The following is a 25103-nucleotide window of genomic DNA, read 5'->3' as shown; positions in this document are numbered from 1 at the left end:
TTAAATTTCACCAGTCAAGCTCATGAAAGTTAGAATAACAATATAAGTTTTATAACATAAGTATATAAAAGAAATAAGGGGATAAGTCATGAAAATAAATTGGAGCTACTTCACGATATCATTAGTCCTTATTTTCCTTATAAGTCTTATTGTGGCAAATGGTAGAGAAGATGCCCCAAAAAATAAAGAAAATGAAACAAATGGTAGTAATGAAGAAGTAGGCAAAATAAACATTATAAATGGAAAGATTAGTCCACCTGTTACCATTACAACAATCCTTTCTGAACTGCCCAACACTTATTTTAGAGATGGAGAATCTCTTACGGATAATGTTCATACTCGTTGGGCAAAGGAACAGCTGGGTGTGAATTTTGAAGTGCTATGGTATTCTTCTAGAATAGACCAGTCCTATGAGGAAAGACTGAAACTTATATTAGCAACAGGTCAGGAATTACCAGATGTTTTTGTTTCATTAGATGATCAATTGATTGAAATGTTGATAGAATCTGGTTTAGTTATGGATGTAGGTGAAGCATTCGAGAAATATGCTTCAAAAACATATAAGGCAGCAATGGCTGAGGTATCTCCGAAGGCTTGGTGGCCTTTTAATCATGAGGGCAAAAAATATGCTATACCGATTATCCACGAATACCAGGGTTCACAACCTGTTATGTGGATTCGTCAAGATTGGCTAGATACATTAGGACTTGAAGCTCCTACTAATATAGAAGAACTTGAAGCACTTATGGATGCCTTTGCAACACAGGATCCAGATGGCAATGATAAGAACGATACAATACCGCTTGCACTAACAGCTAAGCCTGATTTTACGAAAAACCCCGTGGGAAATTCATCTTGGGTATTTGGATTGTTCGGAGTTATACCAGAAAGATGGTATCCTGGTACAGATGGAAAACTAACCTATGGTTCTGTTCAACCACAAATGAAGGATGCATTAATAAAAATTAGAGATTGGAAGGAAAAGGGGTATATTTTTAACCAAGTTGCTCTCAATGACTTTAATAGCGTGTCAGTTGATATTAAATCTAACAAGGTGGGCATTGTTGGTGCTCCATATTGGCTAAATCATTATTCATCATGGCTACTAAAATCAAATCCCAGTGCGATATATAATCCTTATCCTCTTCCAGAAGGGGTAGGTGGAAAAAACATGAGGACAGTCGATAACCCTTCTCTAGGAGGAATTTTCATCAATAAAGATATTTCGGAAGAGGCACTAAAAGCATTGTTTCACTATCAAAACACACTTTACTCTATATATGAAAGTGAGAATCCATTCCTTTTTAAAGATTTTCAGGAAGGCTATGATTATGTCATTCAAGACGGACAAGCAATTACAAGCAATGAAGTGATTCCTGGAGGGCGAACTCTTACAATGAAATATATGTTAACAGCAAGCGCACCCATATATAATTCAAGAAACGTAGAAGCTAATTTAAAACATGCAAGAGGAGAGGAACTTACTACCCGAGATTTGTCAGCCTTAGCTGCCAAAGCAGACTTAGGTATGGGGCAGCTAGAATTACTTTCAAGACAAGCAATGCTTGTAGCAATAGAGCAAGAATATGCTGATGTCCCTGAATATTTCCATGGTCTTACCACACCCACGATGGAACGTAGATGGGAAATGCTGAAAAAAATGGAAAGGGAAACATTTATCGATATCATCTATGGTGAAAAGCCCGTCGAAGCTTTTGATGCTTTTGTAGAAAGCTGGTATTCAAATGGTGGAGAAGATGTGACCAAAGAAGTAAATGAATGGTATGATTCTGTAAAATAAGCTATTTAAAGAGAAAGAGGCTATCCCCTAAATTCATGGGGGATGGCCTCTTATTTTTGGTAGCAAAGATGATTGGTTGAAAAATTTATAAAAATCTACGAACCTATCTCGATGTAAGATCATGTAAAACTCTATTAAATAGGTTAAGTAGTTGGCGTACTCTTTTGAAAAGTTAATAAAGCGCTATCAAAAGTTGGGAAAGCGTTATTTAGAATGGGTGAAAACGCTATTATAATAAGGTGTAAGTAAAAAGTACTAGAAGTGATTACAGTTAATGATCAATAGAGATTAAGAAATCGATAACATACTTTGAAGAGATTTGGCAAAAAAGTAGGGAGGAAAAAATAATGCAAACAGAAACGAATTTATCAGCTAAAGAGAAAAGAGTATTGGAAAAAGCAGAACGTGAGAAAAGATTCAATCGTGCTAAAGTCTGGCAAATGGCTTTATTCCCATTGTATTCAATGGCACACAATTCATTTATGTTTTTAATGTCCATTGTAGCTTATCATGCAGCGGGTATTGTAGGGCTAGGTACAGTTATTGCTTCGGTTGTCATTACAGGTTCAAGAATTTTTGATGGTATTACAGATCCAATAATTGCTTTCTTTTATGATAAAACGAAGGGGAAATTTGGTAAAGTTAGACCATTTATTACCCTCGCGTTTGTAACAATGGCAGCTTCAACTTCATTGATATACTTTACTGGTCATCTTGTGCCTGACAGTATGAAGTTAATATACTTTATATTATTATATATCGTATTTATAATTGGATATACGTTTTCGGGTGTTAATCAAGCTACTTCTTATTCAATTATTTCAAATGATCCTAAGCAAAGACCAACTCTTGGTGGTCTCCAAATGATCTATACGATGTTCTTTTATACAATTGCTACGGTCTACCTGTCTATGTATTTAACGCCAAAATATGGTGGTTTTAATAACCCAGATTTATTCCAAGAATTCACGATAGCAACAATTATATTCGCTGGGGTCGGATACGGACTGTTCCTAATTGCAATCTGGAAAAAAGATCGTCCTGAGAATTTTGGGAGCGGACAGACTTCATCCAGTTTAAAGTTTAAAGAATTGTTGCCAATACTTAAGGGGAACCGCCCCTTACAAATGTTTATCGTGGCTGCTGCAACAGATAAGTTAGGCTTGCAAATTGCGGGTAATGCAGTAATTTCTGTAATGTTGTTCGGAATTGTGATGGGGGACTATGCTATGGCAGGTGCCATGCAAAGTATGGGGCTGATTCCTAATATCTTAGCCCTTATCTTCGGAACGGCTGTCATTAGAAAGATAGGACTGAAAAAAGGTCTTGTCTTATCTACATGGGGATGTATCATTACGTATGTACTATTGTTCTTGGTCTTATGGTTAGGAGATCCAACACAGATAAGTATGAATAACATGGGAATTTTGACGATAGCATTTATCGTATTATATATTGGAAGCGGGGCACTACGTTATATAACGAACGCTGTAGTTCCACCTATGTTAGCTGACATTGTTGATTATGAATCGTATAAATCTGATCGCTATTTACCTGGACTTGTAGGTGGTATTTACTCATTTATTGATAAAACTGTTTCTTCCCTTGCGCAAACTTTCGTGGGATTAGCACTTGCGCTAATTGGTTTTAAAACAGCCTTTCCTGATATAGATACACCATATTCTGATACTATTTTTTGGATGACCATGTTCTTGTTTGTTGGTACAAAGTTAATGGCATGGATTAGTACGATAATTGCAATGAGATACTATGATTTAGATAAAGATCGTATGGAGGAAATTCAAGTAGAATTGGAAGAGCGTCGAAAAAATTCTAAAATAGAAATGGAAACGGATTCTAAAGTAAAATACTCATAAATAAATAAGTGAAAAAGATCCAAGTATGATTATAAAACAGCTATTTAAAAGAGAGAGGCTATCCCCTAAGTGGTGTGGGGCGGGCCTCTTATTTTTTATAGAAAAATCATTGGTTGAACAACCAATAAAAAATCACGGAAACTATCTCGAAGAAGTAAGGATTCTTTAAAAACTTTATTAAATAGGTAACATAGTTAGCAAACTTATTTAAAAAGTTAATAAAGCGCTATTTAGAAGAGGCGGAAACCTATTATAATAAAAGTATAAGTAAAAAGTACTAAGTAATATAAGTTATTAAATGGACTAATGGAATCGATAACATATTCGGAATTTTATAAAAGTGGGGAGGGAAAATAATGCAAAAAGAACCGAATTTATCAGCTAAAGAGAAAAGAGCATCGGAAAATGCAGAACGAGAGATAAAATACAATCGTGCTAATATATGGCAAATGGCCCTTTATCCTATTGGAAGCGTAGGTCAAAACTCATTTATGTTTTTAATGATGTTAGTATCTTTTTATGCAACAGGTATTGTAGGGCTTGGAACTGTAGTTGCTTCTACGATTATTACAGGTACTCGAATATTTGATAGTATTACTGATCCAATTATTGGTGTGGTTATTGACAAAACCAATGGGAAATTTGGTAAAGTTAGACCATTCTTTTGCATTGGATATTTAATGTTGGCTCTTTCTGTTCTTGTTATGTTCTACACAGCTCATACAGTTCCAGAAGGTATTAGAATGGTTTACTTTAGTTTCTTATATATTATATATATTATTGGTTACACCTTAGTTGGAGTGGCAAATAGTGCAGGTCTTGCCCTCTTGACAAATGATCCGTCGCAGCGCCCGATAATCGGAGGTTTTCAAGTAATATATTCTACAACCTTCTTTGCATTAGGATCCATTTATTTAGCTAAGTTCTTAGCACCTAAATATGGTGGCTTTAGTAATCCAGGGCTATTTCAAGATTTTGCTATTACTGTAGCGATTTTTGCGGCAGTTACTTATACTCTGGCAACGATTGCAATTTGGTCGAAGGATCGAATTGAAAACTTTGGGGCTGGTAAATTGGAAACTATTTCATTTAGAGATATGTGGCCAATTTTAAAAGGGAATCGCCCGCTACAAATGTTCATTTTGGCTGCAACAACTGATAAGCTTAGTCTACAAATTGCGGGTAACCAAATTGTTAATCTTATGTTATTTGGCATTATTATCGGAAATTATGGAATTTTTGGTACCCTGTCAGCAATTGCATTAATCCCCAATATTTTAGTAATCCTGTTTGGTATCCGTTATGCTGCTAAGTTTGGTACGAAAAAAGGTTTTGTTATGGCCACTTGGGGATGTATTATTTCCTTTACTGCTATGTTCTTCCTATTGTGGTTAGGTGATCCAGCCCAAATCGGTTCGGGTAGTTTAAATTTTATGACTATTGCTTTTGTAACTTTATTCTTAATAGGCGGTGGCGTTCGTTATCTCTCTTCCGGACTCGTTATGCCAATGATACCAGATATCATCGATTACGAAACGTATAGATCAGATCGCTTTGCGCCTGGAATCGTATCTACAACCTATTCATTTGTTGATAAGATGGTTTCTTCATTAGCACAAACGGTTGTTGGTATAATGTTAGCCATGATTGGCTTTAAAGCGTCTCTTCCTGATATAGATACACCATATTCTGAATCAATCTTCTGGGTAACAATGGTCTTGTATATTGGTTTCTTAATGATAGCTTGGATTGCATCATTAGTTGCTATGAAGTTCTATGAATTAGATTTTAAAAAAATGATGGAAATTCAAGAAGAACTACAATCTCGCAGAAAATAGCAAAAGATTCAAAGATAAGTTAATAGTACTATCGTTTTGATGTTAAGTTTTAGAGCCTTTAAGGGCTCTATTTTTATTGAAGGCTCTTTTCGCAAACTTTGTTGCTATTTAACTAGGTTAGGTTGATTTGCACTCCAGGTATGTGCTTTCCGCGGGGCAGGTGATGAGCCTCCTCGTCTCCAAGCTCCTGTGGGGTCTCATCCTTCCTGCGCATCCCGAAGGAGTCACATACCTTCCGTTCCAATCAACGAGCTCTACAAAATTATATAAGTTTTAAAACAACAATCTTTTAGAAAATAAAATACAAGAATTAATAAATCAATCAACATATCACAGAATGGTAGAGTTAATACGAGCTCCTTGAGAAATTAGTGGATCCTTGTATTTATAAAGCTAAGATAGAAGTAATTTCAAAGAATAGACATACATCTAATATTGACTATAGAATAGGTAAAATGATATTCTTTAGTTAGTTAGTTTACAAAACAAATTAATTAGAAGTCTGTTAAATAAAAAGATTAGAAGGGAATTGAGAAACTATGTCAAAACAGCAAATTGGTGTCATCGGCTTAGCCGTTATGGGGAAAAACCTTGCACTAAACATTGAAAGTAGAGGTTATTCTGTATCTGTATTTAATCGTTCATATGATAAAACAGAAGAGTTTTTAAAAAATGAAGCAGAAGGTAAAAATTTTGTTGGTGCAAAGACGATTCAAGAGTTTGTTGATTCTTTAGAAAAGCCAAGAAAGATTTTGTTAATGGTTAAAGCTGGTACTGCGACAGATGCAACTATAGATTCTTTAAAGCCTCACCTTGAAAAAGAAGATATTCTCATTGATGGTGGTAATACATTTTTTCAAGACACCATAAGACGGAATCTAGAATTAGAGAAAACGGGTATTCATTTTATTGGAACTGGAGTATCGGGTGGGGAGGAAGGAGCACTTAAAGGTCCTTCGATTATGCCTGGGGGTCAAAGACAAGCATATGAATTAGTAGAGCCTATCTTAAAGTCCATTTCAGCAAAAGTAGAAGATGATGCTTGCTGCACTTATATTGGTCCCAATGGAGCTGGTCATTATGTAAAAATGGTTCATAATGGAATCGAGTACGGAGATATGCAGTTAATTTGTGAGGCTTATTTCATCCTTAAGAATTCTCTTGGCTTAAGTGCTACCGAGCTTCATGAAGTGTTTGCAGAGTGGAATAAAGGAGAACTAGACAGCTATTTAATTGAGATTACCGCAGATATATTTACGAAAGTGGATGAAGAAACTGGGAAACCGCTTGTTGATTTGATTTTGGATACGGCTGGGCAAAAAGGGACGGGTAAATGGACAAGTCAAAATTCATTAGACTTAGGGGTTCCTTTACCGATTATTACAGAGTCTGTATTTGCTCGTTTTATTTCCGCTATGAAAGATGAGCGTGTGAAAGCAAGCAATTTATTACAAGGTCCAAAAGTGGAAACTTTTAAAGGGAACAAAGAGGAGTTAATTGAATCAGTACGTAAGGCTTTATATTTTAGTAAAATTGTGTCTTATGCACAAGGGTTTGCTCAAATGCGCTCAGCATCAGAGGAATATGAATGGAACCTTAATTATGGAGACATCGCGATGATTTTCCGTGGTGGATGTATTATTCGGGCTCAATTCTTACAAAAAATTAAAGATGCATATGATCGTGATGCAAATCTAGCGAACTTATTATTAGATCCATACTTTAAGGAAATTGCAGAAAACTATCAAATAGCGTTGCGCGAAGTTGTCGGATCGTCAATTGAGAGCGGAATTCCTGTTCCGGCATTTTCAAGTGCTATTGCTTATTATGATAGCTATCGTTCCGAAACCTTACCAGCAAATTTATTACAAGCTCAACGTGATTACTTTGGTGCACATACGTATCAGCGTGTTGATAAAGAGGGAATATTCCATACTAACTGGATTAAATGATTTCCTTTTAAAAAGAAAGACTCTTTTCAAAAAGATTGTTGTGTTAAGACCTATTTAATTTAATAGAGCTCGTTGATTGGAACGGAAGGTATGTGATTCCTGCGGGATGCGCAGGAAGGATGAGACCCCACAGGAGCTTTGCGACGATAGGTTCATCCCTGCACCAAGGAAAGCACATACCTGGAGTGCCAATCAACCTAACCTGGTCAAATAGCAACAAGCTTGCGAAAAGATCCAAAAGAAAAGACCTCCTATTAAGCAACCGATGAACAGGTTGCTTAATAGGAGGTCTTTTTAATTATCAAGATAAGAAGGTATAAAATTTCGAACTTAGGTTTAGTGTCTAGCTCCAGCGCCTAGCCCCTCGGGGTCATAAGTCAAATCACTCCAGAAATCAAGATTTCCTGCGTGATTCGCCTTATGCCTGTCGGGGCTGAACAAGGCGCTTGCGCTTTTCTTAATTACTCGTAATCATCATTTTCTATGGTAAACCTTAACTCTTGGATTTCCAGGAAGTTCTTAATAGATAGAGCACACGCCCCCATGACACTAGCATTTGTACCAAGTTCTGATATTAATAATTCTTTATAATCACTAATCGAGGATTTAAAGTTCGACTTAATCTTACTTTCGGCATTAGGAATCAGTTTTAGTAATTCACTATTTAACACCAATGTTTCAGGATTTAATAAATTGATAATATTATTTAGACCTATGGCTATATACTTTAAAAACTCATCAATTTGAGCCATGACAACTGGATTGTTTGCATGAATTAGATCTTCAACCTCATCATAGGATAATAGAGGATTATTTAGACTTTCAGCTAATTGTTTTAGGAAGCTATTTTCAGACGCATAAAGCTCCCAACAACCCAAATTCCCACAATTACAGGGCTTTCCGTCAGGAATAATGATCATGTGCCCCATTTCACCTGCGTAACCATGATATCCCTTTAATTGCTCTCCATTAATTAAAATTCCAAGTCCAATACCTGAATACATACTAACGCTAACCAAATTTTCACTTTGGTGACGAGTATATACCTTTTCCGCAAAAGAACATAAATTTGCATTGTTTTCCACGTGGATTTCAGTGTGTAAATTTCTTTCTAGGTCACCCTTAAGATCTTTGTCATACCATTTGTGTTGTGTGACAAAGCTAATTGTTTTGTCATTCTTCACTATTCCATGAATGCCAATGACAATCCCCACAATTCTAAAACGACTATGAGAGTATTGACTTTGGTAGCCTCTAATCTGATTGATCAAGATTTCAAGAACATCATCATAATTAGAGCTTTCTAACACAACACGATCAGTTTTAACTGGACTACCAGATAAATCAGTTACTGTAAAAGAAATAGATCGAAAGTCCAGATCAATTCCTAGAGCATATCCTGCACGTCGATTAAGAGAGAGCATGATTGGCTTTCTCCCCACATTAGTATGCTCCTGCTGGGATTCAACAAGTAATTCTTCCTCTAATAAATCTGCTACTTGGACAGAAATCGTTGCTCTGGTTAATTTCGTGATCTTAGATAAATCAGCTCGAGATACCATTCCCTGTTCTATAATCTTGCTAATAATTTGACTTCTATTTATCTTCTTAATATATGCAGCATCACCAATTGCCATATAAACTCACCCTTTTAATTAAATTGTATCTATATAAGTCCATTGTATAAATTCATCTAATTTCTAATATAAACAGTATACAGTTATGTCCACTTATTTACTAAATTTATATCGTTGACGAAATCATCTTGAGATGATAATCTAATGATAAGTTAATTAGTTTGTTTTGTAAACAAATTAAAAAGGGTTTATATATAAAACAACGGAGGGCTAAAAAATGAAGGCGTTTTTAGGCGAAGATTTTTTATTAACGAATTCTACAGCAGAACATCTTTTTCATGATATCATGAAAAAACTTCCTATTTTTGATTACCATTGTCATTTAAGTCCAAAAGAAATATATGAAAATCATTCATTTGAAAATATTACGCAGCTATGGCTTGCAGGAGATCATTATAAATGGAGAGCTATGCGTATGCACGGGGTAAGTGAAAGACTCATCACAGGGGAGTCGACTGACTGGGAGAAGTTCGAGGCATGGGCTGAGACAGTTCCTTATTTAGTGGGGAACCCGTTGTACCACTGGACACATATGGAGTTGAAAACCTTTTTTGGGATAGATAAGAGATTGTCACCAAAAACTGCTCGTGAAATCTGGCTAGAATGTAATGAGAAAATAAGTTCTCCGGATTACAAGCCTCGACGCTTTATAGAGAAATCAAATGTTGAATTTGTAGGAACAACAGATGATCCAAACTCTCTGTTGGAATATCATCAATTATTAAAGGAAGATGAAACATTTAGTGTGGAAGTTGCTCCTACTTTTCGTCCGGACGGTGCCTTATTTATTGAAAGATCGTCATTTCATGATTGGATAAGTAAACTCGAAGATGTGTCATCCATTAAGATTACTAGTTTAAAAGATTTGATTAAAGCTATAAAACAAAGAGTGGACTTCTTTGCAGAAAAGGGTTGCCTTGCTTCAGATCATGATATTACACAAATGGATTTTAAAGCGTTTTCAGAAAACGAAGTGAAAAACATTTTTCAGAAACGTTTAAATCAGGGAGTGGTTACCCAAGATGAAATTATTGGGTATCGTTCTTATCTTCTGGTTGAACTAGGTAAAATGTATGCGGAGAAAAAGTGGGTCATGCAGCTTCATATGGGCGCGTTGAGAAATAATAATACCCAAATGCAAAAACGAATTGGAGCTGATGGTGGCTTTGATTCGATTGGAGACCAACTCTTGGCTGAAGGCTTATCTCGTTTCTTAAATACATTAGATTGCGTGGGATCACTGCCTAAAACGGTCCTATATAATTTAAATCCTCGTGATAATTATGTGATTGGAACAATGATTGGAAACTTCTTTGAGGAAGGTATTCCGGGAAAAGTTCAATTTGGCTCTGGATGGTGGTTCAATGACCAGCTAGATGGAATGACAAGACAGATGAAAGACTTATCAAGCTTAGGAATTCTCAGTCATTTTATCGGCATGACCACAGATTCTCGTAGTCTACTTTCATATGTAAGACATGACTATTTTCGAAGAATTCTGTGCAATCTAATTGGAGAATGGGTTGAAAATGGCCAGGCGCCAAATGATGAAGAGATTCTACATCAAATGATTGAGAATATAGGTTTTCATAATGCGAAAAGCTTCTTTTCTATAAAATAAACGAGTAATCGGAGGGTAAGATATGGGCATCATTCAAGATTTGTTACGAGATATTCCAGTGCCGAAAATGGTCAAGGTAAGACAGCATTTTGATTACAAGAAACTAGAAAATCTTGAGCAAGATCTAAAAGAAAAATTAAATCAAGAAATCATCCATGAAAAAGTAAAACCTGGAATGGAAATTGCCATTGCAGTGGGAAGTCGTGGAATGGATCGTCTAGTTGATATTACATCCGTCACAGTACAATATTTAAAAGAACTAGGAGCGAAACCATTTATTGTACCAAGTATGGGGAGTCATGGAGGTGCTACTGCAGATGGTCAGCGTGAAGTCTTAGCACATCTTGGTGTAACCGAAGAAAGTGTAGGTGCAGAAATTCGCTCTTCGATGGACGTCGTCAAACTAGGGGAATTACCAAGTGGCCTACCTGTTTATGTTGATCAATTTGCTTCAAAAGCAGATGGAATTGTGGTAATTAATCGGATAAAACCTCATACAGCTTTTCGTGGACCTGTTGAGAGTGGAATTATGAAGATGATTAGTATAGGTTTAGGAAAACAAAAAGGGGCAGAGGCTTGTCATCAATTGGGATTTAAGTATATGGCAGAAAATGTTCCTGCGATGGCAAAGATGATCATGGAAAAAACACCGGTCCTCTTTGGAGTAGCGTCGATTGAAAATGCTTTTGATAAGGTTAAACGTGTTGAGGTGTTAGCGGCGGAAGAAGTTGCGGAAAAAGAACCGGAGTTGCAGAAACAAGCGAAACAACTATTACCAAAGCTTTTCTTTGAACAGATAGACGTTCTTGTCATTGATAAAATTGGGAAAAATATTAGTGGAGATGGAATGGATCCAAATATCACAGGTCGTTATCCAACTCCATATGCACACGGTGGACCTGAGGTAAATAAAATGGTGGTCCTTGATTTAACACATGAAACGGAAGGAAATGCCAATGGAGTCGGAACTGCAGATTTCACGACACAACGACTAGTAGACAAAATGGATCTTGAGTTCACCTATGCCAATGGTCTAACTTCAACAGTATGTGCGCCAACAAAAATTGCGACAACTTTATCAAATGATAAAGAGGCGATACAAGCAGCCATTAAAACATGTAACATCTTAGATTTTACAAAAGTAAAAATGGTGCGAATCAAAAACACACTAGAAATAAGTGAAATCGAAGTGTCCGAAAATTTACTTGACCTTATTAAGCAACATCCTCAAATGGAACAAAGTTCAGAGCTTTTTGAGCTATCCTTTGATGAAAATGGAAACCTATTTTAAAAACAAAACACTTACAGGTAGCCACATTTTAAAGATTGCTGCCTGCAGATGGCGCTAAGGGGGATTTTAAAAATGAGTCAATTATTTGATTTAACAGGGAAAACGGCTGTAGCAATTGGTGGGAATAGTGTATTAGGAGCATCCATTGCCAAAGGCTTAGCTGAACATGGGGCGAAAATTGCAATCGTGGGTCGTAATCTTGAAAAAGCGAATGTAGTAGTTCAAGAGATTGAACAAAACGGTGGAGAAAGTAAAGCGTTTCAAGCAGATGTTAGTTCAAGAGAATCTTTAGAACGTGTGGCTAAAGAAATTGAAGAGTGGTCAGGCGGTTTTGATATTATACTTAATGCACCAGGGAAAAATAGTGCAACTCCATTTTTTGAGTTAGAGATGGAGGAATGGGACGACATTATGGATGTTAATTTAAAAGGACTTGTCGTTGCATGTCAGATCTTTGCTAAAAGAATGATCGAACAGAAAAGAAAGGGAAGCATTATTAATATTTCTTCTGTTTCTTCCACTACTCCATTATCAAAAGTGTTTACGTATTCAGTCTCAAAAGCAGGAGTAAATAGTGTCACACAGTTTTTAGCACGAGAATTTGCTCCTTACGGTATTCGTGTGAATGCAATTATTCCTGGATTTTTTCCAGCAGAGCAAAATAGGAAAATCCTTAGTGAAGAGCGAATTGAATCCATTATGAATCATACACCTATGAAGCGATTTGGAAATCCTGATGAACTAAAAGGTGCCGCGGTTTGGCTTTCCTCTGAACAGGCTTCAAGCTTTGTAACCGGTACTCTTATTCGAGTTGACGGCGGTTTTGGAAGTATGACTATCTAATCGAATTAGGTCTACTAATCTATGAATCTATATATATTAAAACATATCAGTTTGTTAAGAAAGGAGAAGGACAATGATTAATGAAAAATATCTGAAGTTAGTGTCAATTCTCCGTGAGATGGAATCGGTAGTTGTCGCTTTTTCAGGTGGAGTGGATAGTACCTTCTTATTAAAAGTAGCGGTTGATACACTAGGGCCTGATCGGGTAGTCGCTGTGACCGCTGATTCAGAAACATATCCTTCTAGTGAGCTAGAAGAGGCAAAGGAATTAGCAGATCGAATAGGAGTCAATCATCTTGTATTAGAGACCTCAGAATTAGCCATCCCTGGGTATATTGAAAATGACCGAAATCGCTGTTATTTTTGTAAAAGCAGTCTCTTTGATCATTTGATTCCTGTCATGGAAAAAGAGGGATACAATAATGTTGTGTACGGTGTCATAGCAGATGATTTAAATGAATTTCGCCCTGGTATGAAAGCTGCAAAGGAAAAGGGAATTCGTGGTCCATTACAAGAAGCAAATTTATTTAAGGATGAGATTCGAGAGCTTTCTAGAGACTATGATTTACCAACATGGAATAAACCTTCATTTGCATGTCTTTCGTCTAGAATTGCTTATGGTGAACAAATAACAATTGAAAAGCTAACAAAGGTGGAAAAAGCAGAAGCTTATTTAAAATCATTAAATATTCGTCAGGTTCGAGTAAGAACGCATCAGGAAATCGCAAGGATCGAGGTAGAACCAGGCGATATGACAATCGTATTAGAAAATCATGAAGCTATTTCGAGAGAGCTTATAGAATACGGGTACAAATATATAACATTAGATTTAGTAGGTTATAAGAGCGGAAGTATGAATAAGGTTCTTTCATAATAGAAAAGGCTTTGGAATTTTCTCCAAAGCTTTTTCTGTGAAGATTAGTAAATTTGAAGGGAAGATGAAGGATGTCTAGAGAGCTGGTCATGGGTCTTGATATTGGAACAACGAGTGTAAAAGCGGTCGTTTTTACACTAAAGGGGAAGGTTGTTTCAGAATCTGAAAAATTAATTACTTCTTATTATCCTAAACCAGGATGGGTTGAGCAAGATCCTGATGAGATTGTTCAATTAGCTGTATTAGCGGTAAGGGATGCTTTAGGTCTAGCGAACATAGAGAAGAATGAAATAGTTACGATAGGTCTATCAGCAGCCATGCATTCTATCATTTGTATTGACGGGGATGGGAATCCTCTATCAAAGGCATTAATATGGGCTGATGGAAGAAGTAGTGAACAAGCTGCTCATTTAATGGAAGAGGATGGAATGAACATTTATGCCAAAAATGGAATGCCTACACACCCGATGTCTCCATTATCAAAGTTAGTATGGATGAAGGAAACGGAATATGAGCCATATCATAATGCACAATATTTTCTTTCAATCAAGGAGTACCTTGTTTTCAAATGGTTTAATCAGCGAGTCATTGATTTTTCAATGGCATCAGCCACAGGGCTATTTAATGGTAAAACTCTTAAGTGGGATGATGAGCTTGTAGAAAAGGCAGGAATCAAGAAGGAACAACTATCGAACATAGTTCCCCCAACTAAAGTTTTAACTGGCTTAGAGAAAGCGGTAGCAGATAAGCTAGGACTTACAACAGAAATTCCGTTTGTAATAGGTGCAGCTGACGGTCAATTAGCTAACTTAGGAATTGGGGCCATTTCAAAGGGGGAAGTGGCGATAACTGCCGGGACAAGCGGAGCTATCAGACAGTTTACTAAGGGTTTCAAGCTAAGTGAAAACCACGAAACTTTTTGTTATGCATTTACAGAGGATGATTATATTATTGGTGGGCCAACAAATAATGGGGGGATTGCCCTACAATGGTTAAAAGAACTCTTACATTATCAAGGGAGCTTTGATGATTTTACGAATGAAGCCGAGCGAGTGACGCCCGGAGCTGAGGGGATATTATTTTTCCCTTATATAAATGGTGAAAGAGCTCCATTATGGAACCAACATGCGAGAGGGAATTTTTTTGGGATGACTGTTACCCATAAACAAGAACATTTCGTTCGTGCGGTTTTAGAGGGTATTACCTTTAATTTATACCAAATTGCCAAAGCATTAGAATATTCAGTTGGTGAACCAGAAAAAATCTATATTAATGGTGGGCTATCAAAATCGAAAGTATGGTTACAAATAGTAGCTGATGTCTTTGGAAAAGAAGTGTATGTTTCAGAGACTCACCATAGTGCAGCTTGGGGAGCAGCATGGACAGCTTTAGTCGCGTTAGGAAAAGTGACGTCCTTTGATGAAATAAAAAAGAATATACCGATGGGGTCTCCAGTTATACCGGACCAAAACAATCATGAAACATACTTAGAGATCTATAGAAAATATGATATGTTTGCACATGATCTGAAAAAGTATTTTTAGTAAATAATCATCTATTTAGATACGGTGGCTAAGGAGTGAAAGACATGTTGGAAGAGATTTTACAGCAGGTTCAAAGTGGAAAATTAACGGTGACAGAAGCAAAGGGTAAGCTTTCCACATATGAAAACTTAGGATTTGCGAAAGTTGATCATCATCGCAAAAAGAGACAAGGATTCCCTGAAGTCATTTATGGAGAAGGAAAAACGGCAGAACAAATCCTTCTAATTATTAATTCAATAAGATCTAATCACAATGATGTATTAGTTACTAGGATTACCAAAGAAAAAGCGGAGTATATTCTTCAAGAGTATCCAGAGTTTTTTTATCATGAGCTAGCTCAAATCCTGTTTTGGAAGGAGGACCCTAAGGCAGATTCCTTTAAGGGGTATATTGCCATTGTTTGTGCGGGTACATCCGATTTAAAGGTAGCAGAAGAAGCTGCCGTTACAGCAGAAGCGTTAGGATGTAATGTTCGCAGAATTTATGATGTCGGTGTGGCAGGAATTCATCGCCTTTTTGATAATATCGAAGAGATTCAAAATGCGACAGTTTCCGTCGTAGTGGCTGGAATGGAAGGAGCTCTTCCAAGCGTGGTCGGAGGACTTGTTTCTCATCCCATTATGGCGGTTCCGACAAGTATTGGATATGGTGCGAATTTCAATGGGTTATCAGCATTACTAACCATGTTAAATTCATGTGCATCAGGCATCAGTGTAGTAAATATTGATAATGGGTTTGGTGCTGCATATAACGCGGCCTTAATTTATCGAATAGCAAAAAAGGGAGTTCATCAAGATGAAGACATTGTACTTTGATTGTTTTTCTGGGGTTAGTGGAGATATGGTTATTGGAGCATTGCTTGATGCAGGAGCAGATCCTATTAAGTTAGAAGAAGAACTGAAAAAGTTAAATATTTCAGAGGAGTATACATTGGAATGGAAGAAAGTCTTGAAAAATGGAATAACTTCTACAAAGTTTGATGTAATATTGAATGATGTTGCTGCTCATGATCACAGTCATTCACATGATCACAATCATTCACATGATCACAATCATTCCCATGATCATCGAGCATATAAAGATATTGTTGAATTAATTCAATCAGCGGAATTGTCAGATGAAGTAAAAGAAACATCTCTAAAAATCTTTAAAAAGATTGGTGAAGCAGAAGGAAAGATTCATGGTATTCCATTGGAAAATGTCCATTTTCATGAAGTGGGTGCAGTGGATTCTATTATCGATATTATTGGCACGGCCATATTAATACATCAATTAGAAATTAAGCGTATAAAATCCTCATCTATCCCAGTAGGAACGGGAAAAATTCATATTGATCATGGGATTTATCCAGTACCAGCTCCTGCTACATTAGAAATGCTAAAAGGTGTACCGATTGAACAAAGCAATGTGAGATTTGAGCTTACAACCCCAACTGGAGCTGCCATAGTATCAGTGTTGGCCGAAGAATTTTGCACCCTTCCATCAATGGAAGTTAAATCTGTTGGTTATGGGGCTGGGACGAAAACCTTTAAAGATCGTCCGAACGTTCTACGTGTCATTATTGGAGAATTGCAAAAAAATAATTGACAATGAAAGGGGACCATTCATGGTATCAAAGAATCCTCCTAATCATGAACATATTGATGATCAAATGTTTAAAATGGAAGTAAATCTAGATGACATGTCAGGTGAATGGCTTGGGTATGTAATGGATTTGCTTTTTGAAGCAGGAGCAAATGATGTTTATTACACCCCGATTTATATGAAAAAAAATAGACCTGGAGTGTTACTTCAATTGCTCTGTTCCAATAGTAACTTGAATAGACTGAAGGAAATTTTATTCAACGAAACAACTACCCTTGGATTGCGTTATTATCCTCTTACCGTTCATCGTGTTGAAAGGAGATTTAGGAGGGTGGAAATCGAGTGGGGAACCGTTACAGTAAAAGAAGGGATTTATGAAGGACAAGTCATCCAAAGCGCCCCCGAATATGAAGAGTGTAAAGAAATTGCGATAGCTAATAAGGTGCCTTTAAAGAAAGTGTATGAAAAGGTTTGGATAAAACTAAACGAAATATAGATTTAACGAAATATAAAATAAGTCTCTGAAACCCATGCCATGTCCTTAGAATTTCTTAAAGGAATAACACTGGGTTTTTTGATTTACCTTCATAACCAAACCGCATAATTGGAATTCTATATATGTATTAGAGTTATAGTAAATCTTAATATAAACTTAGATTATGAGATAAATAAATATAGAAGGAGGGACATTATAAATGATAACACTTACATATCCTGAACAATCACCAATGATCAATTTTGCAATGGATAGATTAAAAAATGCAATATCTGAATTGGGTGAGAGTTGGACCATGAGCTCAAAAGAAGACCCTAACACACACAATATTATGATCTTGACGAACAACCATGACGGAAACCAGAGCAATGAATTAAACATAGATTCGGGACTAAGCTCAGAGGGGTTTCAAATCCAGCGGGGAGACAATCAAGGGAAATCTAATATATATCTATTAGCAAGTGATGAGTCTGGTGCAAAGCACGGAATTTTAGAGATTTGTGAGCAACTTCAGAATCAAGGTGACCTTTCAAGCGTAAAAGAATGTATCATTAACCCTAAATTTTCGTTTCGTGCTTTGAAGTTCAATCTCCCTTGGTCGTCTTACAGGCAAAATGAAAGTTTTGAAGTGCAAAAAGAAACGGTCCGTGATCTTGAGTTCTGGAAATCATTTTTAGACATGATGGCAGAAAATCGCTATAACGTACTGACTTTATGGAGCATGCATCCATTTCCATATATGATTAAACCAAAAAATTTCCCGAAAGCCACTCCTTTTACAGATGAAGAGCATGCAGAATGGAAGGGATTTTGGACATCCTTATTTAAAATGGCAAAAGAGCGTGGTATAGAAACGTACTTAGTTACTTGGAATATATTCGTCTCTGAATCGTTCCGAGAACACTACGATCCCAATGCCGTTAGCGATGAAAAGTTTTATCATCTTGGTGATTCTTATTCTACAGATCAAATCAAACAATACAATCGTGAATGTGTAACACAATTGATTGATGAGTATCCAGATCTAACTGGGCTGAGTACTTCTTTAGGTGAAAGAATGGGTGGCATGTCTCCCGAAGAGCGTCAAAAGTGGGTTGAGGATGTTTACTATCAAGGAATGAAGGATGCCAATAGGCCTGTTAAGTACATTTATCGTGCTCCATTCACAATTGATCCGTCTATTACAAGAGAAGCAATTGAGAAGAACGATTTCCTCCCAGACCCAGTCTGGCTAGAACTAAAGTTTAATTGGTCACATGCATATTCAACTCCAAAATTGCGAATAACTCATGGAGGATTGAGTGATGGGTTAAAGGGATATTGGAACCCAGATCCCCAAAATTACAAAATAACATGGATGGCTCGTAATGAAGACTTTTTTACACTACGATGGGCTCAGCCGAATTTCATAAGAGAACATATTAAGGAAAACGGTCATGATTATGTAGGAGGATATTTTATAGGATCTGAGTGCTTTATTCCGGCCTATGATTATTCTCACTCAAGGGATAGTGATCATTTCGAGTGGTCATACGCGTTCGAAAAACATTGGCTTTACTATATGTTATGGGGGAGATTATTATTCGATCCTACAACATCAGATGAAGTGTTTGCAAATGCACTGGGACGCCGATATGGTCAATCTAATGGACAACTGATGTTAGATGCATATTCGTCTGTTAGTAAGATGCCATTAGCTCTTGCCTCATCCTTTTTAATTTTATGGGATTTCACCTTATATGCTGAAGGTTTTCTTTCCACAGATACTTCAGGATATAACTCGGGGAAAGCGTTTATATCACTTGAAGATCTACTAAATACCAGGCCAATAGAATCAACATATCTATCAATTCGTGACTTTGTAGAACGTAAAATTAATCAGGAATCAACTGAAGGGTTTGTCACTCCAATTCAATTAGCTGATACATTAGAGAAAGATTCACTGCACGGTCTTGAGTTGATTGCATCGATAACTAAAAATGATTCTCCCGTTCTTTGCTGCGAAAAGGCAGATATTAAGGCTTGGGCATTATTAGGTCTATATTTTGCCGATAAACTACGTGCTGGGGTTTGTTATGAAATGTTCGTTAAGACTGGAGATGAGGCTGAACGTCAAAAAGCATTACAATGGTTAGAAGCACCTCATGCGATTAAGCACTGGGACGATCTTATTGAAGTGACTTCATCTCATTATGTGGAGCAGCCACTGATGCATCTAGACGATGAGCCATTCTCTTGGGAACGCTTCCGCCCACAAGTCTTAGAAGATATCGACTTTGTCAAAGGTCTGAAAAAGCAAGTAAGTATCTAGTACAACATTTAATTGTTTTAAAATCATTAATGAAAATACGGAGGGGAAAATGGAAAACTATACTACGGTCGGCAATCTAAAAGTAATAAACACTTTGTATAATTTCATTAATTCTGAAGTCTTACCGGGAACTGGACTAAAAGTTGAAAAGTTCTGGGCCGACTTTGAAAACGTAATTAATGATCTCACAGTAGAAAATGAGGAACTTCTTGGTAAAAGAATACATCTTCAAGAGCAAATAAATAGTTGGTTTAAAGATAATAAAGAGAACTTTGACTTTCAATCATACAAGTCTTTTTTAAGTGAAATCGGTTACTTAGAGCCTATGGTGGAAGAATTCCAAGTTAATACAGATGGTGTGGATGTTGAAATTACACAGCAGCCAGGACCACAATTAGTTGTACCACTAAATAATTCACGCTATGCAATTAACGCTGCAAATGCACGATGGGGTAGCTTATACGATGCACTATATGGAACAGATGTTATCAGTGAAGAAGAGGGTGCTGAACATAAAAGTAACTACAATCCAATCCGTGGAAATCAAGTAATCGATTTTGCGAAAAATTTTCTTGATGAAGTTATTCCATTGAAGGAAGCCTCTCATAAGGATGCAAAAAAGTATTGCATCGAAAATGGCCTTTTATCAGTGTTACTCAATAATGAAAAGGTTGTAGAGTTAAAAGACAGAAATCAATTGATAGGATACCAAGGTTTACAGGGAGAGCCATCTGCCGTTTTGTGTAAAAATAACGGACTGCACATAGAGATTCAAATCGATCGAGCACATCCAATTGGAATGCAAGATAGTGCTGGAATAAAAGATGTTGTTTTGGAATCAGCAATTACTACAATAATGGATTGTGAAGATTCGGTAGCTGCCGTTGATGCGGATGACAAGGTAGACGTATATCGGAATTGGTTAGGACTAATAAAAGGTAACCTAACGTCTATCTTTAAAAAGGATGGCAAAGAAGTTACACGTAAACTTAATCCTGATCGTACTTATACGGGAATAGATGGAAGAGAACTTACTTTGCCTGGAAGATCCCTTATGTTTATACGTAATGTTGGTCACTTAATGACTACTGATGCGATACTATTCGAAGATAGAAACGAGATACCTGAAGGTATTCTTGATTGCGTTGTTACTAGTTTAATTGCAAAACACGATCTCTTACGGAATGGTACCTATCAAAACTCTAAAAAAGGTTCAATTTATATAGTAAAGCCTAAGATGCATGGTTCCGAGGAGGTAGCCTTTGCTAATAAGCTTTTTTCAAATGTGGAAAAAATCCTTGACCTTGAAGCTAATACGTTAAAAATTGGGGTTATGGATGAGGAACGTCGAACCACCGTAAACTTAACAAATTGTATAAAAGAAGTTAAGGATAGAATCGCATTTATAAATACTGGATTTTTGGACCGAACAGGAGATGAAATTCATACATCTATGGAAGCAGGTCCAATGATTCGCAAAAGTGAGATGAAAACATCCTCATGGTTAAATAGTTATGAAAAGTCAAATGTAGCAATAGGTTTAGCTTGTGGGTTACAGGGGCGTGCTCAAATTGGTAAGGGAATGTGGGCGATGCCTGACTTAATGAATGATATGATCAATCAAAAAATTAGTCATTTAGAAGCTGGAGCAAATACAGCATGGGTACCTTCCCCTACTGCTGCTACATTACATGCAATCCATTATCATCAACTAAATGTAGTGAAAGTTCAGGATAGATTACACAAAGAGTCTAATGATTATTTAGATAAAATACTATCAATACCTGTCGCAATAAATACTGACTGGACTGAAGAAGAAATTCAACAAGAATTAGATAATAATGCACAAGGAATCTTAGGTTATGTTGTTAGATGGATTGATAAAGGGATTGGATGCTCAAAAGTAAAAGATATAAATAATGTTGGACTAATGGAGGATCGTGCTACTTTGCGGATTTCAAGTCAACATATGGCTAATTGGTTACACCATCAAATTTGTAGTAAAGAAAGAGTAATGGATACATTAAAAAGGATGGCAAAAGTAGTGGATGAGCAAAACTCTGGGGATCCTCAGTACATCCCGATGAGTCCGAATTTCGAAGAGTCTATAGCATTTCAGGCGGCAGTAGACCTAGTTTTTAAAGGTTATCAGCAACCAAATGGCTATACAGAACCAATATTACATCAAAGAAGAAAGCAAGCTAAAGCAGGAATTAAAATTAGTAGTTGAAAGATAGATTTTTGTAGGGAGAGAGACGCGATGAGGATTGTAAGATTTATGGATAAAGAGAATAATAAACTAACGGGAATTGTAACAGAAGATGGGATAGAAGAGATTTCTGGAGATATTTTTGGTGAGTGGGAAAAAACTGGCGAAATACTTGCTGAAAGTGAAGTAACTTTAATCTCACCACTAGAGCCTAATCAAGTGATTGGAATCGGTGCAAATTATGTTGCGACTGAAAAAGATCGTCCAGAAAAACCACAAGATTTACCAGTATTCTTCTTTAAACCAACTTCATCTGTAATTGGCCCTGGAGTAGAAATTAGAATCCCGGAATCAGTTGGAGAAGTGAAGTTCGAGTCAGAACTTGCAGTTGTAATCGGTAAAGAAACGTATCAAGTTGATGAGGATAAAGTGTTAGATTCTATTTTTGGCTATACAATCGCAAATGATATCACAGCTCCACAGTATTTTCATAAAGATGGACATTGGACACTTGGAAAGTCATTTGATACGTTTACACCACTTGGCCCAGTAATCGAGACAGAGTTAGATTTAGCCAAAGTTCAGGTTGAAGCCTACCAAAATGGAATAAAAAAACAAGATAGTTCAACAGACTTAATGATTATTTCTATTACTCAAATGATTAGTTACCTTTCCAGTATTATGACACTAAAACCGGGTGACGTTATTTTAACAGGAAGTCCGGTAGGGGCTGAGTTTTTAAAGCCAGGAGATAAAATAGAATGTAGGATTATGGAAATTGGCTCACTGGTTAATCCGGTTATTAAAGGTGTTAAATAAGTTTAAGAATAGTTTAGTGAAAAGCAAGGATGAATGTTGTTCTTGCTTTTCATTAATAATTGTCACTTTTCTTTAATAAATTCCTCTGACATGGAGATTAATTCACGAACAGCATAAGGTAAATACTTATCCTTCCGCCATACTAAGCCAAGCTCTAGGCTTATATTTGTATCCAATAAGTTAATTGCAGTAATGTTGGTATTATGAATAGATTGAGCAATTCTACCAGGTAAAAGGGCAACACCTAGTTTAGCTTCCACCATCTCTACCATAAAGTCTTTTTGGGAACTTTGACATACAATCTTAGGGTAATACCCTTTACTTGAACATTCTTCTATTATGCGATCATGAAGAGTGAAATCTTGTTGATATAAAATGAAATGTTCATTTTCAAGATCAGATAAATCTATTTCTGTATAGTTAGCCAATGGATTTTGTTTATGCACGACAAGCATTAATGGATCATGAATAACTTTCATTATTTCAAACTTGCCATTTTTTACTGGTAGATTGCAAATTAGCCCAATATCTAGAGACCCGTCTTCTATGCCCTCTTTTATTTTTTTTGATCCGACTTCGGTTAATATGATTTCAACATAGGGGTGTATTTCTTTGTATTTACCTATCAATTTTGAAAAAAAGGCTGGACCAACTATAGGTGGAATACCAATCTTAATCTCACCTTTTTTTAATTCAAGAATATCCGTTAGTTCAGTGGTGAGGTTTTGAAAGGCATCTAGTACATGTTTAGCATTAACTAACACTGCTTTTCCAGCATCGGTTAATTCTAATTGTTTTGACCTGTAAAACAAGGGGACACCTAATTCTAACTCAATTTGCTTGATAGCTTTACTGATTGAAGGTTGAGATACATGTAAGGTTGAGGCTGCTTTTGTAAAGCTTAAGTGTTTGGCTACTTCTGAAAAATAGGCTAAATGTCTGATATCCATAAACAAACTCCTTTTTTAGTAAGATTGTCAAACGGTCGTTCAGGGGTGAGTTATAACCAAAATGCATAATTCGGATAATAAATATGTATTTAAGGAATTTGTGATTCTATTATATTATAAAAAGTAAGAAGTTGGTAGGGGAAGAGTATTAAATTGTTCCTTTTTTGAAGGGGGAAAGGAAGGTTTTGGAAAATTATATTTTAATACTGTTACATAGGTACTTGGAATGAGTGAAGAGCCACGAAACTCCTGCGTGATTTGCAGGTCAGATGAGACCCCGCAGGAGCTTTTGCGACGAGGAGGCTCCTGCCCCGCGGAAAGGGAGTGGCTCGTAGCGAATGGAAAGTTCATATACCTAAGATATATATTGAAAGGAATGTGAAGTACATGAGAAATATGTTATTCATTTTGTTGCAATTATTTATATTAACTGTCATATATACAGGATCAAATTATATAGTAAAACTTACTCACCTACCGATTCCAGGGAATGTCTTAGGTATGATCATCTTGTACGTATGCTTAATTAAGAGAATTATAAAAGTAGAGTATATTGAGAAAGCTGCATTGTATCTAATCAAACATCTTGCATTATTCTTTGTTCCCTTTGCTGTAGGATTAATGAATTATGGAGATTTGATTCTTATGAGCGGATTTCAATTGTTAGTGATGATTGTAGGCAGCACGGTTATCGGATTAGCTGTTACTTCTGGACTAACACAATATTTATCCGCAAAGGAGGCACATAAACATGAGCGTTCTCGTTCTAACTCTATTTAATATTAGTTTAACTTTACTCGCATATATTGGTGCAAAGGTATTATCTAAACACTACCCCAATCCTTTTACGACACCAGTATTGACAGCAACAATTATCATCATCTTTGTTTTTAAAATCGCAGATATGAGTTATGTACAGTACACACCAGCGAAAGAATGGCTAACTTACTTGTTAGGTCCTGCTACAGTTGCTCTGGCTGTTCCAATGTACCAAAATCAAAAAATCTTAAAAGAAAAAGCTAGACTAGCATTACTATGTTTAACAATAGGAAGTTTGGCTACAATTGCTTCAGCTATAATCCTTTCAAAACTTTTTAACCTTTCCGAACAGATTCAAGCTGCTGCTGCTGTTAAAGCAGTTACAACGCCCGTTGCCATTGAAATCGTGAGTATGATCGGTGGTGACCCTTCATTGGCCGCGGTACTTGTCATTACTGCAGGTATATTTGGCGCTGCATTTGGACCATTATGCCTATCATTATTCAAAATAGACGATCCATTTTCAAGAGGGTTAGGAATAGGAACCGTGTCACATGGTATCGGCACTAGTCAAGCAGTTGTTGAAGGTCCGTTACAAGGAGCTGTGTCAAGTATCGCGATGGGGGCTGCTGCGATTCTCACCTCTATGATCCTTCCTCTCATTTACAATTTGTTTTTTTAGTATGTTTTAAGATTT

At 36.5% G+C, this 25103-nt stretch carries 19 protein-coding genes; 17 read left to right on the top strand and 2 right to left on the bottom strand.

From position 1 onward, the window contains the following. The first annotated feature begins 88 nt into the window (after positions 1-88). The 4 genes from BLQ56_RS14330 (at position 89) to gndA (ending at position 7468) form a co-directional block, all read left to right on the top strand. A complete protein-coding gene (locus tag BLQ56_RS14330; protein ID WP_090855648.1) occupies positions 89-1801 on the top strand; it encodes a type 2 periplasmic-binding domain-containing protein in 1713 nt (570 codons plus the stop codon). Positions 1802-2148: 347 nt separating this feature from the next. Further along, positions 2149-3678, top strand: coding sequence for an MFS transporter (locus tag BLQ56_RS14325; protein WP_090855645.1), 1530 nt, complete (start codon positions 2149-2151; stop codon positions 3676-3678). 356 nt (positions 3679-4034) lie between these two features. Continuing rightward, positions 4035-5516: an MFS transporter gene (locus BLQ56_RS14320; RefSeq protein ID WP_090855642.1), complete on the top strand. Its 1482-nt coding sequence runs from the start codon at positions 4035-4037 to the stop codon at positions 5514-5516. A 539-nt stretch (positions 5517-6055) separates the two neighbouring features. Then, positions 6056-7468: an NADP-dependent phosphogluconate dehydrogenase gene (gndA, locus tag BLQ56_RS14315; protein ID WP_090855639.1), complete on the top strand. Its 1413-nt coding sequence runs from the start codon at positions 6056-6058 to the stop codon at positions 7466-7468. Positions 7469-7929: 461 nt separating this feature from the next. Here gndA and BLQ56_RS14305 read toward each other — a convergent pair whose 3' ends face one another. Then, positions 7930-9105: an ROK family protein gene (locus BLQ56_RS14305; RefSeq protein WP_090855633.1), complete on the bottom strand. Its 1176-nt coding sequence runs from the start codon at positions 9103-9105 to the stop codon at positions 7930-7932. Positions 9106-9322: 217 nt separating this feature from the next. On the opposite strand from BLQ56_RS14305, the gene uxaC reads away from it, so the two are divergent. From uxaC to BLQ56_RS14250, 11 genes are all read left to right on the top strand, one after another. Then, positions 9323-10726, top strand: coding sequence for a glucuronate isomerase (gene uxaC / locus BLQ56_RS14300; RefSeq protein WP_090855630.1), 1404 nt, complete (start codon positions 9323-9325; stop codon positions 10724-10726). A gap of 22 nt (positions 10727-10748) precedes the next feature. Then, positions 10749-12017: a nickel pincer cofactor-dependent isomerase, group 22 gene (locus tag BLQ56_RS14295; protein ID WP_090855627.1), complete on the top strand. Its 1269-nt coding sequence runs from the start codon at positions 10749-10751 to the stop codon at positions 12015-12017. Positions 12018-12089: 72 nt separating this feature from the next. Continuing rightward, entirely contained in the window at positions 12090-12860 is a 771-nt protein-coding gene (locus BLQ56_RS14290) for an SDR family oxidoreductase (RefSeq protein ID WP_090855621.1), read from the top strand. Between the two features lie 73 nt (positions 12861-12933). Beyond that, positions 12934-13734, top strand: a complete 801-nt coding sequence (gene larE, locus BLQ56_RS14285; protein WP_090855618.1) for an ATP-dependent sacrificial sulfur transferase LarE — start codon at positions 12934-12936, stop codon at positions 13732-13734. 71 nt (positions 13735-13805) lie between these two features. Further along, on the top strand, positions 13806-15278 hold the full coding sequence (locus BLQ56_RS14280) for a gluconokinase (RefSeq protein ID WP_090855615.1): 1473 nt from the start codon (positions 13806-13808) through the stop codon (positions 15276-15278). 44 nt (positions 15279-15322) lie between these two features. Next, positions 15323-16093, top strand: coding sequence for a nickel pincer cofactor biosynthesis protein LarB (gene larB / locus BLQ56_RS14275; protein ID WP_090855613.1), 771 nt, complete (start codon positions 15323-15325; stop codon positions 16091-16093). Further along, positions 16074-16865 carry a nickel pincer cofactor biosynthesis protein LarC gene (gene larC / locus BLQ56_RS14270; RefSeq protein ID WP_090855610.1) on the top strand — a complete coding sequence of 264 codons (792 nt, stop codon included), beginning with the start codon at positions 16074-16076 and terminating at the stop codon, positions 16863-16865. The genes larB and larC overlap by 20 nt, the downstream gene beginning before the upstream one ends. Before the next feature lie 19 nt (positions 16866-16884). Continuing rightward, a complete protein-coding gene (larC2, locus tag BLQ56_RS14265; RefSeq protein ID WP_420798183.1) occupies positions 16885-17358 on the top strand; it encodes a nickel pincer cofactor biosynthesis protein LarC2 in 474 nt (157 codons plus the stop codon). Between the two features lie 199 nt (positions 17359-17557). Further along, positions 17558-19669, top strand: a complete 2112-nt coding sequence (locus tag BLQ56_RS14260; protein ID WP_090855607.1) for a hypothetical protein — start codon at positions 17558-17560, stop codon at positions 19667-19669. A gap of 49 nt (positions 19670-19718) precedes the next feature. After that, positions 19719-21899: a malate synthase G gene (locus tag BLQ56_RS14255; protein WP_090855604.1), complete on the top strand. Its 2181-nt coding sequence runs from the start codon at positions 19719-19721 to the stop codon at positions 21897-21899. Positions 21900-21929: 30 nt separating this feature from the next. Next, the gene (locus tag BLQ56_RS14250; RefSeq protein ID WP_090855601.1) at positions 21930-22697 is read left to right on the top strand and encodes a fumarylacetoacetate hydrolase family protein; all 768 of its coding nucleotides are present in this window, start codon (positions 21930-21932) and stop codon (positions 22695-22697) included. Between the two features lie 62 nt (positions 22698-22759). Here the strand turns inward: BLQ56_RS14250 and BLQ56_RS14245 are convergent, their stop codons facing one another. Further along, positions 22760-23647, bottom strand: coding sequence for a LysR family transcriptional regulator (locus BLQ56_RS14245; RefSeq protein WP_090855598.1), 888 nt, complete (start codon positions 23645-23647; stop codon positions 22760-22762). A gap of 387 nt (positions 23648-24034) precedes the next feature. Between BLQ56_RS14245 and BLQ56_RS14240 the strand changes: the two genes are divergently transcribed. Together BLQ56_RS14240 and BLQ56_RS14235 are read left to right on the top strand one after the other, a co-directional pair. Continuing rightward, positions 24035-24427 carry a CidA/LrgA family protein gene (locus BLQ56_RS14240; RefSeq protein WP_090856038.1) on the top strand — a complete coding sequence of 131 codons (393 nt, stop codon included), beginning with the start codon at positions 24035-24037 and terminating at the stop codon, positions 24425-24427. Beyond that, on the top strand, positions 24399-25088 hold the full coding sequence (locus tag BLQ56_RS14235) for an LrgB family protein (RefSeq protein WP_090855595.1): 690 nt from the start codon (positions 24399-24401) through the stop codon (positions 25086-25088). The genes BLQ56_RS14240 and BLQ56_RS14235 overlap by 29 nt, the downstream gene beginning before the upstream one ends. The last annotated feature ends 15 nt before the right edge of the window (positions 25089-25103 follow it).

Origin of the sequence: Litchfieldia salsa, assembly GCF_900104555.1 — a bacterium.
Taxonomy (GTDB): domain Bacteria; phylum Bacillota; class Bacilli; order Bacillales; family Bacillaceae_L; genus Litchfieldia; species Litchfieldia salsa.
The sequence above is the reverse complement of the archived record's forward strand: the minus strand, read 5'-3'. Positions and strand labels throughout refer to the sequence as shown.